19 protein-coding genes are annotated in these 16271 nt (G+C 34.6%); all 19 read left to right on the top strand.

All coding sequences use genetic code 11. The features are described from left to right. Positions 1-168 precede the first annotated feature (168 nt). On the top strand, positions 169-735 hold the full coding sequence (gene pilL2 / locus GYW75_RS02950; RefSeq protein ID WP_065590115.1) for a PFGI-1 class ICE element type IV pilus protein PilL2: 567 nt from the start codon (positions 169-171) through the stop codon (positions 733-735). Continuing rightward, positions 732-1535, top strand: a complete 804-nt coding sequence (locus GYW75_RS02945) for a hypothetical protein (protein ID WP_174798373.1) — start codon at positions 732-734, stop codon at positions 1533-1535. Before pilL2 ends, GYW75_RS02945 begins: the two co-directional genes overlap by 4 nt. A 2-nt stretch (positions 1536-1537) precedes the next feature. Next, positions 1538-2302 carry a TIGR03759 family integrating conjugative element protein gene (locus tag GYW75_RS02940; RefSeq protein ID WP_174798372.1) on the top strand — a complete coding sequence of 255 codons (765 nt, stop codon included), beginning with the start codon at positions 1538-1540 and terminating at the stop codon, positions 2300-2302. Continuing rightward, entirely contained in the window at positions 2302-2817 is a 516-nt protein-coding gene (locus tag GYW75_RS02935) for a PFL_4695 family integrating conjugative element protein (protein WP_174798371.1), read from the top strand. Before GYW75_RS02940 ends, GYW75_RS02935 begins: the two co-directional genes overlap by 1 nt. A gap of 16 nt (positions 2818-2833) precedes the next feature. Beyond that, entirely contained in the window at positions 2834-5008 is a 2175-nt protein-coding gene (traD, locus tag GYW75_RS02930) for a type IV conjugative transfer system coupling protein TraD (protein WP_174798370.1), read from the top strand. After that, the gene (locus tag GYW75_RS02925; RefSeq protein ID WP_174798369.1) at positions 5008-5703 is read left to right on the top strand and encodes a TIGR03747 family integrating conjugative element membrane protein; all 696 of its coding nucleotides are present in this window, start codon (positions 5008-5010) and stop codon (positions 5701-5703) included. The genes traD and GYW75_RS02925 overlap by 1 nt, the downstream gene beginning before the upstream one ends. A gap of 95 nt (positions 5704-5798) precedes the next feature. Then, positions 5799-6116, top strand: coding sequence for an integrative conjugative element protein, RAQPRD family (locus GYW75_RS02920; RefSeq protein ID WP_174798368.1), 318 nt, complete (start codon positions 5799-5801; stop codon positions 6114-6116). After that, positions 6109-6354: a DUF3262 family protein gene (locus GYW75_RS02915; protein ID WP_174798367.1), complete on the top strand. Its 246-nt coding sequence runs from the start codon at positions 6109-6111 to the stop codon at positions 6352-6354. Before GYW75_RS02920 ends, GYW75_RS02915 begins: the two co-directional genes overlap by 8 nt. A 23-nt stretch (positions 6355-6377) precedes the next feature. Further along, on the top strand, positions 6378-6755 hold the full coding sequence (locus GYW75_RS02910; RefSeq protein ID WP_174798366.1) for a TIGR03745 family integrating conjugative element membrane protein: 378 nt from the start codon (positions 6378-6380) through the stop codon (positions 6753-6755). A gap of 16 nt (positions 6756-6771) precedes the next feature. Beyond that, positions 6772-7146 (top strand): TIGR03750 family conjugal transfer protein, encoded by a 375-nt coding sequence (locus tag GYW75_RS02905; protein WP_174798365.1) that lies wholly within the window; start codon positions 6772-6774, stop codon positions 7144-7146. Next, on the top strand, positions 7143-7811 hold the full coding sequence (locus GYW75_RS02900; protein WP_174798364.1) for a PFL_4703 family integrating conjugative element protein: 669 nt from the start codon (positions 7143-7145) through the stop codon (positions 7809-7811). Before GYW75_RS02905 ends, GYW75_RS02900 begins: the two co-directional genes overlap by 4 nt. Next, the gene (locus GYW75_RS02895; RefSeq protein ID WP_174798363.1) at positions 7804-8628 is read left to right on the top strand and encodes a TIGR03749 family integrating conjugative element protein; all 825 of its coding nucleotides are present in this window, start codon (positions 7804-7806) and stop codon (positions 8626-8628) included. Before GYW75_RS02900 ends, GYW75_RS02895 begins: the two co-directional genes overlap by 8 nt. A 1-nt stretch (position 8629) precedes the next feature. Then, on the top strand, positions 8630-10036 hold the full coding sequence (locus tag GYW75_RS02890; RefSeq protein ID WP_174798362.1) for a TIGR03752 family integrating conjugative element protein: 1407 nt from the start codon (positions 8630-8632) through the stop codon (positions 10034-10036). Beyond that, the gene (locus tag GYW75_RS02885; protein WP_174798361.1) at positions 10036-10449 is read left to right on the top strand and encodes a TIGR03751 family conjugal transfer lipoprotein; all 414 of its coding nucleotides are present in this window, start codon (positions 10036-10038) and stop codon (positions 10447-10449) included. The genes GYW75_RS02890 and GYW75_RS02885 overlap by 1 nt, the downstream gene beginning before the upstream one ends. Then, on the top strand, positions 10449-13217 hold the full coding sequence (locus GYW75_RS02880; protein WP_174798360.1) for a conjugative transfer ATPase: 2769 nt from the start codon (positions 10449-10451) through the stop codon (positions 13215-13217). The genes GYW75_RS02885 and GYW75_RS02880 overlap by 1 nt, the downstream gene beginning before the upstream one ends. Next, entirely contained in the window at positions 13217-13609 is a 393-nt protein-coding gene (locus GYW75_RS02875; protein ID WP_174798359.1) for a hypothetical protein, read from the top strand. The genes GYW75_RS02880 and GYW75_RS02875 overlap by 1 nt, the downstream gene beginning before the upstream one ends. Next, positions 13606-14019, top strand: coding sequence for a TIGR03757 family integrating conjugative element protein (locus GYW75_RS02870; RefSeq protein WP_174798358.1), 414 nt, complete (start codon positions 13606-13608; stop codon positions 14017-14019). The genes GYW75_RS02875 and GYW75_RS02870 overlap by 4 nt, the downstream gene beginning before the upstream one ends. Continuing rightward, positions 14016-14948 (top strand): TIGR03756 family integrating conjugative element protein, encoded by a 933-nt coding sequence (locus tag GYW75_RS02865; RefSeq protein WP_174798357.1) that lies wholly within the window; start codon positions 14016-14018, stop codon positions 14946-14948. Before GYW75_RS02870 ends, GYW75_RS02865 begins: the two co-directional genes overlap by 4 nt. A gap of 2 nt (positions 14949-14950) precedes the next feature. Next, positions 14951-16267, top strand: a complete 1317-nt coding sequence (locus GYW75_RS02860; RefSeq protein ID WP_174798356.1) for an integrating conjugative element protein — start codon at positions 14951-14953, stop codon at positions 16265-16267. Positions 16268-16271: the final 4 nt, after the last annotated feature.

Raw genomic sequence — 16271 nt, 5'->3', positions numbered from 1 at the left:
GTCTTTAACTCTAATTATATTAATTACATATATACTTGGAAACAAAAGCCCATTTTGATAATTTTGATAAATGGGTTTTTTGTTGTACTCAGCATTGATTTATTTGTTTACTCAGTCATCATTGCATTTTACCTTTTTACTTTCTATATTAATCTAAAGGTAAATACAATGAAAATCGCTATCTCTATGTTAGCATTGCTTCCAATATTTGTATTAACAGCATGTACAAATAACTCTAAAACTATTAGTTCTAAGTCTAAAATAGAATCTAAACCTACACCAGTTTTGCAGACAGATCGATATACCATTGTTGAACTAGATGATCCAATTCATAAATATGTTTTAGATCAAATTATTAATATTTCACTACCTAAAAATTTAAATTTAACAGTTAAAGATGGAATGGAATATGCTTTAAAACAATCAGGTTATTCTCTTTGCACTAACTCAGATATCAATGTTCTTTATGAAAGCACTTTACCTAAAGTTCAATATAAAATGGGGCCAATTTTATTAAATGATGCACTACATGTTATGGCTGGCCCTGCTTGGAATTTAGATGTTAATGACGTTGAACGAGAAATCTGTTTTCATCTAAAAAAAGGATATTCTCGAAAACAACAACCTATTTCCTCAGTTAAACAGGAACCTCAATTTGAAACTTATCAAGCACCTCCTCAAATGATAGAAACAAAAGAACTAAAAAATGTTGAAACAAAAGGAGGCAAAAAATGAAGGATACGCTAATAAATAAATTAAATATAAACCAACCCATTGCAATAACTAAAAAAATGGTCGTTTTAATATGTGGTGTATTTGTAATCTTGTTTATATTAGTAGCAATAGCATTGCATTTATCTCTCCTTAACATGAATCAAGCATCTAATAACTATAAAGAACTGGAAGATAAAATAAACACGAATAATGTAAGTATAAATAGTATTAACACATTGGAAAAAAAATTAGATGAAATTCAGTTGGAACAGAAAAAAATCAATGTTGATTATGATAATTTAAATACACGCTCTGCACGAAGTCAACAGGACATAACGTCATTACAACTAATTCTAAATGATAAAAATCTCGATAGTAAATTAGATAATTTTGAAACAGCTATAGCAAATATTGAAGTTGAGTTAGAAGCAGTTAAGAATGTTCAAAAAATGCAACAAGAATCATTAGATGGCGTTGTGGCATCTTTCCAACAATTTAAAGATCAGATTATACAAAAAATTACAGTAATGCTATCAAATAACAATAGCAAGTCAACCAATACAACAAGAAGTAATATTATAAAGGCTAAAACTGCAACGGCAATAAATTTTAAATATCAATTATCTAGCATTGAATTTAGAGCTGGTGAATTAGTTGCTGTATTCCTACCTAAAAATGCGACATCACTATCTGCGTTGAAATTTGTAAATGAAGGTGAGTTTATAGATGATTTTTGGAAAGTTGCAAAAATTGATAAAAACTCTGTGAAATTAATAAATAGTAAGCAACAAACTTATACTCTAACAATAGATAAGGAGTAAATATGATACTAAAAAAACAAATATGTTTGTTATTGCTATTAAGTTTTATGTCTTGGGATTTATTAGCTAATTCTCAACTAGTTTCAAAGGATCTTGATTCCACAAAATCGGTTGAAAAATCTGATGAAGAATCTCGGAATACACAAGAAGAAAGAATTAAAGAGAAAGCATCTTATTGGGGATTGACAGTTACAGAATGGCAAAAATATGAAAAACTTATTAATGAAGGAGGACGGCGTTATTGGTCTCCAAATCTCGATCCTCTAACTACCCTTGGGGTTGAATCTGAAACTCAAGAAGAACGAGAACATTACGCAACACTTCTTGCAAAAAAAGAATTTGAACGTACGACTAAAGAACTTGAATTTCAACGGATTTATAATCGTATGTTTAAACAACTTTATACAAACGTATTACCTGTTGAGTTGGATGATAATCCTAATTTTGTAGCACCTCTAAATTATGAGGGGGACAGAATGATTTTATTTATTGATATTAATGATAATGTAAGAAGTGAAACATTATTAGGTAAAGCATTAAAAACACATAAAGAAATGGATATTTATTTGCTGAATACCAAACATGATGATCTAGCTGTCCAAAGGTGGGCTAGTCTAAATCATCTTCCAATTGATAAAGTAAAAAGTGGCAAAATCACATTAAATCACAATAGTGGTGAATGGGAACAAATCGGAAAAAATACCTTGCCAATTTTAGTACAAAATCAGGGTGGCAAATGGAGACAAATTGAATTGGGTGATTTGTAATGATTATAAACAAAAGAGCATTAATTTTTATTATCTCTATAACAGCTCATTCTGCAATAGCTGATTTGAATGTTGTCAGTGATTACGGCGGGAATTCGATGGGAGTGTATTATGAAATGTTAGATCCTCAAGATGAATATAGTGAGCAACAACAGCAATTTTTAGCCCCTGAAAACATGAAAATTGATGAGGGAACCTATTTACCAGTGCATAGTGAAAAACTTTCTCCAGGTATTTTTGAATCATATTCAATTGATTATCCGACATTGCAACCTTTTATCATCATAGGCGCTGATGAACTTTCTATTGAATGGTTGAAAGCTCGAAATAATGATTTAGAGACAATAAATGGTATTGTTGCCGTTGCTGTAAACATAGACAATGTCAATCAGATTAAAACATTAAAATCTCTTACTAATATTCCTATATATGCCATGTCTGGCGATGAACTCGCAGAGAAGTTTCAAATAACATCATATCCCGCTCTAGTTACTGCGAAAAGTATTGAACAATGATTATGGGAATAACATCATGAGTAATGAGCACAATATTGAGGCCATATTTAGACCCGCTTCTGAGCTGTATAGTGCTGTAACATCAATAAGTTGTGCATTTATTTGTCTTGTTGCTCCGTGGGCTGTAGCGTTGTCAACTTCTGTTAATATTGGTGTTGCAGGTGCTTTTTTATTGTTTGGCATTTACAGAGCCAAACAAGGTATTACCATTATTCGTTATAAACGGAATATAAAACGTTTACCATTCTATTCACTGACAAGCGAACAAATTCCTGTTAGCCAAAAATTTCTTTTTCTAGGAAGAGGGTTTAAATGGGAGCAAAAACATTTACAACGAATTATTTTGTGTCGTAGAGAAGAATATAAGCGTTTTGTTCAACCATCAGCTATATATCGGGCTGCGAGACACTGGGAACAAAAACATGAAAGAAGCCTTATAGCAAAGTGTACTAGTTCAAATCGTTGGTTTAATCCAGTAAAACCATTACCACCAGTAGGCGGAAACCCATTCTTACACGGTGTCGAAATTAATGAGGTCGATATTATGATGCCATTTGTGGATAGGGGCGGTCATACGTTAGTATTGGGAACAACAGGTGTTGGAAAAACAAGATTGTTAGAAGTTCTTGTTACACAGGATATAGCTAGAGGTGATCCTGTTATTGTCATTGATCCTAAAGGGGATGCCGACTTATTAAAAAGAATGTATGCAGAAGCTAAACGGAATGGTAGACAAGACGAATTTTACATATTTCATTTGGGTTACCCTGAAATTTCAGCTAGATATAATGCTATCGGTCGTTTTAGTCGAATTACTGAAGTTGCGCAGCGTGTTTCAGCTCCACTGGCGGGAGAAGGCAATTCCGCAGCATTTAAAGAGTTTGCATGGCGATTTGTTAATATCGTTACTAAGGCGTTAATTGAACTGGGTCGTCGTCCAGATTACATTCAAATCAATCGTTATACAAACAATATGGATACCTTATTTTTAGAATATGCTCAGCACTATTTTGATAAACACGATCCAAAAGCTTGGATCACTATTAGTGAAATGGCAACAAAAGTTAATGACAAGAATGTTTCATTAGCAATGAGGGGAAGAGACAAGCTTGTCGTTGCTCTTTATGATTATATTGCTGCTAAAAAAATACGTGATGATGTTCTGGAAGGTTTACGTTCAGCTATTCAATACGATAAAACGTATTTTGATAAAATTGTTGCCTCACTAATGCCATTTTTAGAGAAGTTAACAACAGGAAAAACAGCACAATTATTAGCTCCAGACTACTTGGATATCAATGATGAACGACCAATTTTCGATTGGGAACAAGTCATTCGAAAAAAGGGTATTGTTTATATTGGGCTTGATGCTTTGTCTGATGCTGTAGTTGGTGCTGCCGTTGGAAACTCAATGCTAGCAGATCTTGTATCAATAGCTGGGTATATCTATAAATATGGTGTTGACGACGGATTACCAGGAGAAAATAGATCTAAAATCAATGTGTGTTTACATACTGATGAAGTGAATGAAATCATGGGTGATGAGTTTATTCCTCTTGTAAATAAGGCTAGAGGGGCAGGAATAAATGTTACTGCATACACACAAACGATTTCAGATATCGAAGTCAAAGTGGGGAGTGCCGCAAAAGCAGGGCAAGTGCAAGGTAATTTCAATAATATAATTATGTTACGTGTTCGTGAAACCAAAACAGCAGAACTTATTACATCACAACTTCCTAAAGTTGATATCTACAAAAATACGGTGGTATCAGGTGCAAGCGATACACCGAGTCCTGATACAAAAACGGATTTCACATCGAGTACACAGGACAGAATTAGTACTGAATCAATGCCATTACTTGAGCCATCGGAACTAATACAGTTACCAAGAGGACAAGCATTTGTCCTGACTAACGGTGGTGTTTTATATAAAGTTCGCATGCCTCTTCCGTCGCAAGAGCAAGATATTATGATGCCTGATTCCATTAATACACTTTCTAAAGAGATGGCAAAAAGTTATTCAACAGGTGAACAATGGTGGGTAAATTCAAATTCAGTATGGGAAAAGCCTGAAATAGATAATGATTCAGATTGTCCTGAGGAAAATGAATTACCAGTTCATCTAGCATTGGACATTGATGATGATGAAAAAGCTTTTTTACATACTTTACAAGAGGAGAAAGATGAATAATGGCCAATGTTGAATCTGATTCAAATTCAAATAAGCCCAAAAAAAAGGGATTTATTTCATCTATAGTTTCTACACTTTTTTTTTCACTTCTTATAAGCATTGTTATTGAATGTATTGGCATAACGTTTTTTTGGACTGAACTCGGTGATAGTCATAGCGAAGAAATGCTCAATGTTGAGTTTAGTTATCTTGAACAAGACTTTGTCAATAGCTTTATTTTGTCTGAGCCTGTAGTTTTTGCTGAAAATATTATTACCAATACATATCAATTCATTGCTGTTAAAACGGGATTGATTGAAATAGTAGATGGAACTGTGAACGATGAAAGTTCGACTGTTTATAAATATATTAATTCGGTTGGCGTTTATGTAAAAGCCATTATTAATATTATATTGGTTTTTTTGGTTCGCTTAGTTATTTTGACTCTTTCAATACCGATTTTTATTCTTGCTGCTATTGTTGGTTGTGTAGACGGTCTGGTACGGCGAGACATTCGGCGATTTGGAGCAGGTCGTGAATCAAGTTTTCTATATTATCATTCTAAAGCATGGATAAAGCCTTTGTTAATTTTATCATGGCTTATCTATTTATCAGTTCCTTTTACAATCCATCCAAATGCCGTTTTCATTCCCATGGCCTTTTTATTTGGTCTCAGTATTAGTATTACATTTGGTTCATTTAAGAAATATTTGTAAGCCAATTTTTTTTAAAAAATCAAAAAAGATTTAATTGATGCTTTTCGCATATTAATCATTATAGTAGAAATCCAGTTTAAAACTGGAGAAAAAATATGCGAAAGCATCCTAACATAATTCTTTCAATAGTTGGTTTATCTTTATTGTTAAGCTCTAATTTGAGTGTCGCAAATGAAAAAGAAGAACTCGCATTAGTGTTAAAACAACTTAAACAAGTTAAGCAATCGTTACTAAAAAGCGAGATTGTTTCAGGAACCGAGCAATCAGAACGTTATCATTTTAATTATAAAGCAATACAAAATGATATTGATCATGTTATGCACGGTATCGAAAGCTACATATCCCCGACAAGATCTCAACCTCGTAAATCGCTTAACTTTCCAGTGATTGAAGGTGAATATCAAAATGAATGATATCAGCGAAAAAACTTATAAGGCTTTTAAAGATGGTGCAACATTTACAATGGATGACTCATTTAATTTTTTCGGTGCGATATGTTTTGCTGTAGGGCTATTTTTAATTGCTATCATTATTTTATGTCTTTTGAAGGGGCTTGGTGATGAAAGTATCAAAGTTGATGATTTGCCGTCAATCATTATTCGGGCTGTTGTGTTTTTATTAATACTGGGATCTTTTATTTATTTTCGATAAAAATGTTTAAGGAGAAAAAATTCATGTTCAAAAATACAAAAAAATTATTTCAAGTAAAAAATAATAAGATGTCTATAAACCTAATATTACTGTCTTTAGCTTTATGGGGACAAAATGCGTTGGCAAAAATGCCGAAAATAGATGATCCCACACAAGGGAAAAAAAGCGGATTTTTAGCAAATATGCAAGCATATATATATGACGGCTTCGTTTTTGGCGGATTGATTATCGTTGGCGGTGTTTTTATTGTTGCAGCAAAAAATATCATCGTTGAGTATAACAATATCGGTGAAGGGAAAGGGTCTTGGGCAAAGCTAGGCACTTTAGTTGTTATAGGTATTGTATTAGTTGTCGCTTGTATTTGGCTTGCAACATTGGCGGCTGAAACACTGCAAGATTAATAGAAAGGTAAATAAGATGAAAGAGAATGACATTGATATGCTTCCTGACCGTCTCAACCGTATGCCTGTAGTCTATAAGGGCATGACAGTCCGTGAAATATCGTTGATGGTAGGGGTTGGTGCAATTATTGGTGGTTTGTTCGGAATTATCTTATTTATCTTATTTGGTCGCTGGGTGTTAATTCCCTCAGCGATCGTTTTCATGCCATTGCCAACCCTTTTTTTTGGTGGAAATAAGATTACTAAATTAAAGCGAGGTAAACCAGAAACCTGGTTTGCACGGTCTATTGATTTGTTTTTTGCTAAAAAAGGATTCAATGGAAATAATCTAATTTTTAATGATCAAGAATTTATCGTTAGACGAAAAAACAATAAGGTAAAAAACAAATGAAATATTTACACGCACTTACAGGGCGAGATAAACACATCCAATCACTGAGATTTGTGATTATTGTATTGCTTGTAATTATTTTAGCCATAACCTGGGGCTGGCGGTCAGCGCCTAAACATTTGACTATTCATATTCCTCCTGATACTCGTTCAGGTAGTACTAGGCTTTGGTCAGATATAGATCCAAGTAACATTTATGGATTTGCATTTTATATTTTTCAGCAACTACATAATTGGCCAACGAATGGTGAAGTTGATTATAAACGTAACATCAATACGCTTACTCCGTTTTTGACACCTCAATGTAAATCACAGTTATTGAATGAATATGAGGAAAGAAGGCAGGGTGGTGAACTAAGAGAACGGGCTCGAAACATTGCTGAAATAGATGGCAGGGGCATTAATTCAGGAATTAAAAATTACGAAACAAATCAACTTGAGCCTCGAGTAAAAATTTTATCAGATAAAGCATGGATTGTGACATTCGATTTATACATTGATGAATATTACAAAGGGGAAGCGGTTAAACGAGCAATGGTTCGTTATCCACTTAGTGTTGTTAAGAGTGATACAAATCCAGAAGAAAATCCCTGGGGTTTAAAGCTTAATTGCTATGCAAGTCAACCGTTAAGACTCACTTCGTCTACAGGAGAACACAATGAATAATAAGATGATTATAAAACTTTCTCAACTAATCATAACATTATTTATTTTTGTATCGTCAATCAATAATGCTATTGCTGTTGAATTAATTACATGGGACAGAACACCTATTAAAATTACTATTAATCAAAATGATGAAAGAATGGTGATTTTAGAAAGAAATATATCAGTCGGATTACCTGGATCATTACAAGATAAGCTTCGAGTACAAAGTCTAGGAGGTGTTATATATTTAAAAAGCAATGCGCCATTTACTGAAACTCGATTAATGCTAAAAGATCTTGAAACAGGTGAAATTATTTTAGTTGATCTGACGGGAAATGGACCATCCAAAAAGAAATTAGAAACAATTAAAATCACGACCGATAATGAAAGTGAAGCTAATTTAAAAAAAGCAGAAGAAAATTATACAACTGTGCATGATGAGCAGGTATTACCAACTCCCGTTTTGCTTACTAGATATGCTGCACAAAATTATTATGCTCCATTGCGTGCAATTGAAAAAGTACCTGGTATTAAACAAATTTCTATGTCATTACCCCCATTATTAACCAGACTTGTACCCCAGCTTCCAATTACTGCAGAACCCAAATCAGTCTGGCGTCTAAAAAACTATGAGGTTGTCGCAATCAAATTAGTTAATCATAGCAAAGGTTATGTCAATTTAGATGCAAGGCTGTTACAAGGTAATTTTTATTCAGCAACATTTCAACACAATACATTGGGTCCTAGTGGTGATCCGACGGATACAACAATGCTTTATATTGTTACTAAAGGTAAAGTAATCAATGCATTTTTACCTGAATTAAGCGAGGAATAATATGGCGACAATTAAAGGGAATAAGCTGTTACCGCTTATTGTAGGTGGAGTAATATTAGTTGGAATTTTTATTGTAGTAATTGCAAATAAAAATAAAAAAAATGAATTTTCATCAGGTGATGAAATAGTTGAAATAGCTGATTTAAATGAAGAAGATTTATCTGTGCTCGGCATTACGGGTGATACGGAAAAAGATACCGTTCAGACGTTAGTGACGCTAGTTAAGACTCTAAAAAAGGATCAAGCGGATATAGTAAGTGAACTGAAAAAGTTAAAATCCGAAAATGAAAATTTGAAAAAGACAAGAGTACCACAGTATAAGATAGAGCCACCATCAAATGATTCAAAATCTAATGAGCCTACTGAGCTAGAAAAAAAAGTTTCAATTCTAACAGATAAGCTTAATCAATTAGCTTCAAGATCCCCTATATCTAGTGAAACAGCTGATTCCAAACCAGTTTCAATTCCAATTGGGAGAGGGCAAACAAGTAGTAAAATTGATATGACTAATGATGATGAAATTCAATGGATTAATCCAGCTGACCAAATTGTTAGTAGCAATAAAGGTAAAAATACGACGGGATTTCAGTTTCCGACTAGCTTTGGTAGCGATCCTGTTCGTTCAAAACTAAAAGACCATAAAGAGAGTATCAATCAGCCTATTGGTGAACGAAAAAATGAAAAAGATCGTCAACCATTTTATACGGTACCCGCCAATTCAACGTTAACAGGCTCTGTTTCAATGACATCATTGCTAGGTAGAGTTCCCATTGATGGTGTTGTATCTGATCCGTACCCGTTTAAAGCTGTTATTGGTCGAGATAATTTAATCTCAAATGGAATTGAATTACCACATATTGAGGGGGCTATTGTTTCTGGGACAGCATCTGGTGATTACGTTCTATCTTGTGTAAGAGGCAACGTTAAATCAATTACATTTGTTTTTGATGATGGGCGAATTATAACGATCCCCGATTCATCAAAAAATAGCAAAGATGAAAGTATTGGGTGGTTATCTGACGAATACGGTATTCCCTGTGTTTCGGGAGAAATCAAATCTAATGCAAGCCAATATTTATCAACTGTAATAGGTTTGGGTACAGCAGCTGCTGCTGCAGATGCAATGGCACAACAAAATACTACTGTTGTAACAGATGGCTCAAATGTTACCAATGCCGTTACTGGTAATAATGGTCAATACGTTTTAGGGAAAGGACTGAGTGGTGGAATTAATCAAACAATCGACTGGTTAAATAAACGCTATGGTCAAACTTTTGATGCTGTTTATGTCCCACCTGGTAAAGAAATTGCCATTCACATTAGCAAGGAGCTGCAAATTGATTATTTATTTGAGGGCAGACTTGTTGATTATGAGATGAATACTAAAAAAATGGGAGGGCTTGATTAATGAAACAGAAACGAAAAATAACAATATTTTTATTAACTTTTGGCACAGCTCTATTTTTATTATCTGGTTGTAGTACTTCAAAAGAAAAAATGTTTCAACATAGTAGTGAGACGATGAGTGATATTTACAATAAAAAATCGGGAGGGGGAGCTTCTCAATTGTTTGATAATCGACTTCAACTCAGGAGAGAAGTTGATAATTTAACGCAAAATGTTGAAGTGGTAACGCATACACGAACAGCAGAACAAGAAATTAATAATCTTTTTCAACGATTACCCAATCCAGATTTAGTCATGTATGTCTATCCTCATTTGAGTGACGGAAAAGTTCCAGTTCCTGGTTATTCAACAGTATTTCCATTTTATGCGGAAGTGCAATATGCAATGCCAGGTGAGAGGGTGGAGAATTACTAATGAAGTTATTTGGTAAGAAAAAAGTTTCACAAAAAAAAGTTCAAGAAAGTAAAAGACCAAAACGCAAAGGAAATTTGACTCATAGTCATAAAAAAAACTTTCTTTATGCCAATAATGGAAAAAAATCAATTATTGATTTTTTGCCTTGGATTGAATTTGATGAAGAGCATAATTCAATTTTATTAGAAGATGGTCGATCTGTAGGTGCTGTTTTTGAAATTACACCTTACGGCACTGAAGCAAAACCAACATCTAAACTTCGTGCAATAAGTGATATTGTAACAAATAGTATTGAGGACTCTTTTGATGAAAGAGACACGAACCCATGGGTTATACAATATTTTTGTCAAGATGAAGATAATTTGCAAGATTATATCTCTTTATTAAAACAATATCCTAGACCGCACGCTCAAGGCACTGAATTTACAAAAAAATGGTTAGATATTATGGAATATCATTTAGATAGTATCACTAAAAGTGATGGACTTTTTTTTGATAATACAGTGACAAAAACACCTTGGAGAGGGAAAATTCGGAAAACGAGGTTAGTTGTATATCGGTATATCGGACCAAAAGAACGTGAAGATTTAAATGCACAAGAAAAGCTAGATATTGTTTGTAACAATTTGATACTTGCGTTGAAAGGAGCGGGAATTGCTGTCAAGAGATTGGGGAAAAATGAGGTTTCTAGGTGGTTAGCTCAAATATTTAATCCCGCACCTTTACAAGGTAAAAAAGACTTTATTAAGCAATTAATGGATGATCAAAAACAGGCTGATGAACTGCCGATCATTAATGATTTTGCCGAAAGCATTTTCTACAGTGAACCAGAGATTAAAGAGGGTTACTGGCATTTTGATAATATTCCGCATGCTGTTGTTATGGTGGATCGATTAAAAACACCACCCAAAATTGGTCATATTACAGGCGAGACAAGTAAAGCGGATGGAATAAATGCGCTTTTTGATGTATTGCCTGAATCAACAATGATGAGTTTGACAATTGTAACTCATCCTCAAGATAAGCTAGAAGACCATATCAATTTTGTCCGAGGTAAAGCCATCGGTGAGAATGCTGAATCATTGTCTGTCAAGGAGGATTGTGACGAAGCAATGGAGTATATCAGGCAACGAGAAAAAATGTATTACAGCTCTATTGCATTTTATGTGAAAGATTCAAGTATCGGTGGATTGAAACGTAAAATACAGGGGCTGAGTTCAGTACTTAATAATAATGGACTTGTCACAGTAGCTGAAGCTAATGAAGTTGCTCCAGCATCGTCATTTTTAAGATGGTTACCTATGAATTATAACCCTCAAAATGACATAAAACGACTGTATGTTAAATTTAATTGGTGCAAGCATTTAGCCAATTTATTACCTGTTCTTGGAAGAAGCAGTGGAACAGGTAATTCTGGTGTGACATTTTTTAACCGCGGTGGAGAGCCGTTGAGTTACGATCCAATGGTCGATAAAGCACAAAATGGTCACAAGCTTATTTTAGGGCCAACGGGAGCAGGTAAATCAGCAACACTGAATATCGAAATAGCACAGCTTGTTGCTATGTATCGGCCTAGAACGATTATTGTCGAAACAGGTAATTCTTTTGGTCTTCTTGTTGATTTTATGGAGCGACTTGGAGTCAGTGTTCATCGAGTAAGTTTAAAGCCTGGAAGTGGTGTAGTGCTTAATCCTTTAGCTGATTCTCATTTAATTTTACAAAATAAGGATATTCAGTTTGAAATTGATGAAAACAATTTGAGCGATGACATTGTTAATGAAGCACTAGAACAAAATGAGGAAGATGATGCACAACGAGATGTACTCGGTGAAATAGAAATTTCTATACGTCTAATGATCACGGGAGGGGAAGAACGGGAAGATGAATTACTTCGTCGTTCAGATAGAGCAATGATTAGACAAGCTATAGTTATGGCTGCTCAAGTTGCTTATGATGAAAGACGGCAAGCTGTTCCCAGTGATGTTCAAGAGGCATTGTTTACCTTAAGCAAAGATACTCATTTACCTGAAGCTAGGCGTGCAAAAGCATATGAAATGGGTGAATCATTAAGTATGTTCACTCAAGGATTTGAAGGTGAAATATTTAATAAACAAGGCACACCATGGCCAGATGTTGATGTCATTCATGTCGATTTGGCAACTTTTGCAAGGGAGGGTTATGAAGCTCAATTATCAATTGCGTATATTTCTCTTATTAATCATATCAACAATATGGGCGAACAATATCAGCACCAAGCCAGAGCTATCGTTAATATTACCGATGAGTCACATATTATTACTGTAAAACCACTAACAGCAGCATACTTAACAAAAGCGTCAAAAATGTGGCGTAAACTGGGAGTATGGTTGTGGTTAGCCACCCAAAACATGGAAGATTTTCCCGACGCAGCTTCAAAATTATTGTCAATGATTGAGTGGTGGGAAATGTTAGTAACAGAATCATCTGAAGCAGAGAAAATACGTCGTTTTAAAGCATTAACAGATGAACAAATTTCAATGATCACGTCTGCTTGTAAAGCTGCTCGTCAGTACACGGAAGGCGTTGTGTTATCAAAAAATGTGGAATGCCTTTTCAGAATTGTTCCACCAAGCCTTTTCTTAGCTCTAGCTATGACAGAGAAAGATGAAAAAGCGGAGAGAATGAAACTGATGAATGAGTTTAATATCAGTGAGCTTGATGCTGCCATTAAAGTATCTGAAAAATTAGATGAAGTTCGAGGTATTACACGACAATATGAGGATTTATAATGAACGATAATAATTTTTTATTTAATGCTACTTCATTAAAAAAATCAAATATTAATATTGAACACAGTAAAGGTTTTGAACAATTCTGCTCTGAATTATTAGGAAAAATTGGGGCAATAATTTCGACTAAATTACGTTTATGCCGTATACCTGCAGATGATCCTACAGAATTTGGAATATTGTATCAGCAATATGCTTTAATCGCTTTCGAAGGCAAAAAATCAGCCTGTTTAATTGAGGTGTCATGCAATCCTAATTTGAACAAAATTCATTGGCCACAATTAGCTGATATTGAAACAGGGAAACGGCTATGTATCAATGTTGTTGACTGGATAGATGCCTTTTTGCTGATTAAAAATTTGATGGCTTTAACAGAGGTAGCTGATGCATGAAACGTATATTAGGACTGATTGTATTTGTAAGTTTTCAAAGTATTGGGGCAGATATTTATAGTATTGATGTTTTTGTGAATCATGAGCAAGCAAGTCGAGTTAAAAATTGTCATGATAATTGTCAAATATATGATCTAGATAGCACTGAAGTACTTTTAAATTCATTTTTTGGTGAGTTATCGAGTGATATTGATGAAGCTTATTCAGTTGTTGAAAAAAAATTAAATTTACCAGAATGGAAAACGCATGAAGCTCAAATAATTGAAGCTCAAAAGACAATTACAAAAGCATTTTATCTCGGTGTTAAAAAATATCCTGCGATTGTTATTAATGAAAAAAATGTGATTTACGGAATAACAGATGTTGCACGTGCAGTTAATGATTTTATGGGTAATGAGGATAAACGATGATAAAAAAAATAAAATGTAGTTTACTTGGACTCATAATTACTATGCCGAGTTTTGCAACATCTATTAGTACTCAACAAATAGTTCGATCAGCTCTCTCAACTAGTTGTACTGAATATAAAATTGCTGGAACCTGTTTTTGGCTGTTTTGTTCTTACGGTTGCAAAATTCGTACATCTGTAAAAGTAAAGCATTACATCCCCGATGTTGTTATGTCAGCATATGAACACCCATTTGAAAATCCGTGGACTGAAATTAACACTATTACCTCATCAGCAAGTTCATTAGTTGGGTCAAATATTCAAGGAGGGGGAGATACAAATAATCGTCAAGCAAATAATCGAACAAAAATTCGTTTTAAAGATGTTCAAGCAATCGGCCACCCTGGTGGGGCTGTTTTCTCTCAAATGCTATCAGGCATGGGCTACTATTGTAATAACGGGGTAACGCCATTTTATCCTTATTTTGTGAGTGAACTTGATTTTATTGCATGGCGATTAGCACTTGTTGAATCTGTATACCCAGAGGCATTAATACCAGGTAAAAGAGAAATTGGTAATTCATCCGATATGTGGGGAAACATTTATCCAAGAGCTGGGGCTGTTACTCAAAATGACGACTTCAAGGCAGGAGCGGTGGTTGTTCAACGAGGTGCTGATGTATTAACAAATAGTAATTCATTGCATGTCGTTCAAAATTACACTAAGCGTAAAAAAGATGGATTTTGGCCACCAGCTCCTGTTAAAGAAAATACAAAAAATCATAAATGGCAAGAATTGGCTCCAACATTAAATATGTCATGCGGTATTTTTCCAAATATTAATGATACAGCGAGCGTTGATGGAGCCTATGTTTATGCTTTGTGGAGACCTTATGCATGTTGTAAGAGACGTGGGCAAAAATTTTTATACAGTATCGATTTTGGGGGATGATCATGGCAAAGAAAACAACAATGACTATAACAGCATTATTATTGACAATTAGCTCCTATAGTTATGCTAATTCAACTGGCGGGATATCTGATAGTCTTTATTATCGTATCGGCGGTGGTTCGGTAAAAGGATCTACATATACATTTGATAAACCCAAATCCATTATGAATACGGGCAAATGGAACTCTATGATGTGCGGTAATTTTGATATTAGCTCAACAATCTCTAATCAACTAAATGGTGTAACAGAGGGGTTTAACAATATTATGAGTGAAGTTGTTAACAACGCCAAAGGCGCAGTTGCAAGTTTACCAGCCCTAGTTATACAACGAGCTAATCCTCAACTGTACGATTTGTTAACAAATGGTGTGTTACAAGCAAAATTAGATTATTCAGACATTAAGACAAGCTGTAAGCAACTTGCTGGAAAAATGGCTGATTACACAGATTCTGCAAGTTTGGTTCAAGTAGCTAAAGCCGAAAATATGGCCGAGATGTTAAATGGAAAGAAAGTTGATGCTATTCGAGCTGATAAACAAATTGATAGTGATGCAGGGAAAAACGGTATTTCATGGGTTGGGGGAGTGAAAAGGGGAGGGAAAGGACAAGATCCGATTAAGATAACCAGTGATGTTGCTTTAGCTGGCTATAACTCATTAATAAATCGAAACGTTACGGATACAACTCCCGTTGGTGATGCAAAAAATAAAGGGGGGGTTTATAAAACATGGAATAAACCTAGTGAGGCACAAGTGTGGCTAACTGATGTGGTTGGTGAGCGCACCATGGTAACTGATAGTGAAAATCAAAACGGCAATGATACAGGTAAGCCAGGAACTGGTTTAAGCCCTAAAACCGAAGAATACTACGAATTTTATTATAAAAAGTTGGTTGATTTAGTAAATGGTACAAAGCCTATTAGCAAAGCGGAATTAGAGGCACTAGAAGGTAGCTCTGTAAGTGTCACTCGAAGTGTCATTGAAACATTGAGAGAAGATAATGAGCGTGTTGTACTAGTGAAACGTTTAGCGAGTGAAATGGCGTTGTCTAGGACTATTGAAGAAGCGATGATGGCGCGACGTATCATGTTGGCAGGCCGTAAAGAGCCAAATGTTGCTAAAAATGAACCAGTACAGTCTACAATTTTGGACCAGATAGGTGAACTGGATATGGAGCTGAATCAAATTAAATTAGAGTACGATATGCGTAAATCCATTGCAGGCAATACTTTATCTGTCATACAAGAACGAAAGCAGCAAAGACAGCAAGGCGCTATTTTGCATATCGATAATCATGAATCTTTTGACGCAAATAAATAGCGAG

It is taken from the genome of Gilliamella sp. ESL0232 (genome assembly GCF_013346885.1).
Taxonomy (GTDB): Bacteria; Pseudomonadota; Gammaproteobacteria; order Enterobacterales; family Orbaceae; genus Gilliamella; species Gilliamella bombi.
This window is presented reverse-complemented; position numbering and strand designations above follow the sequence as displayed.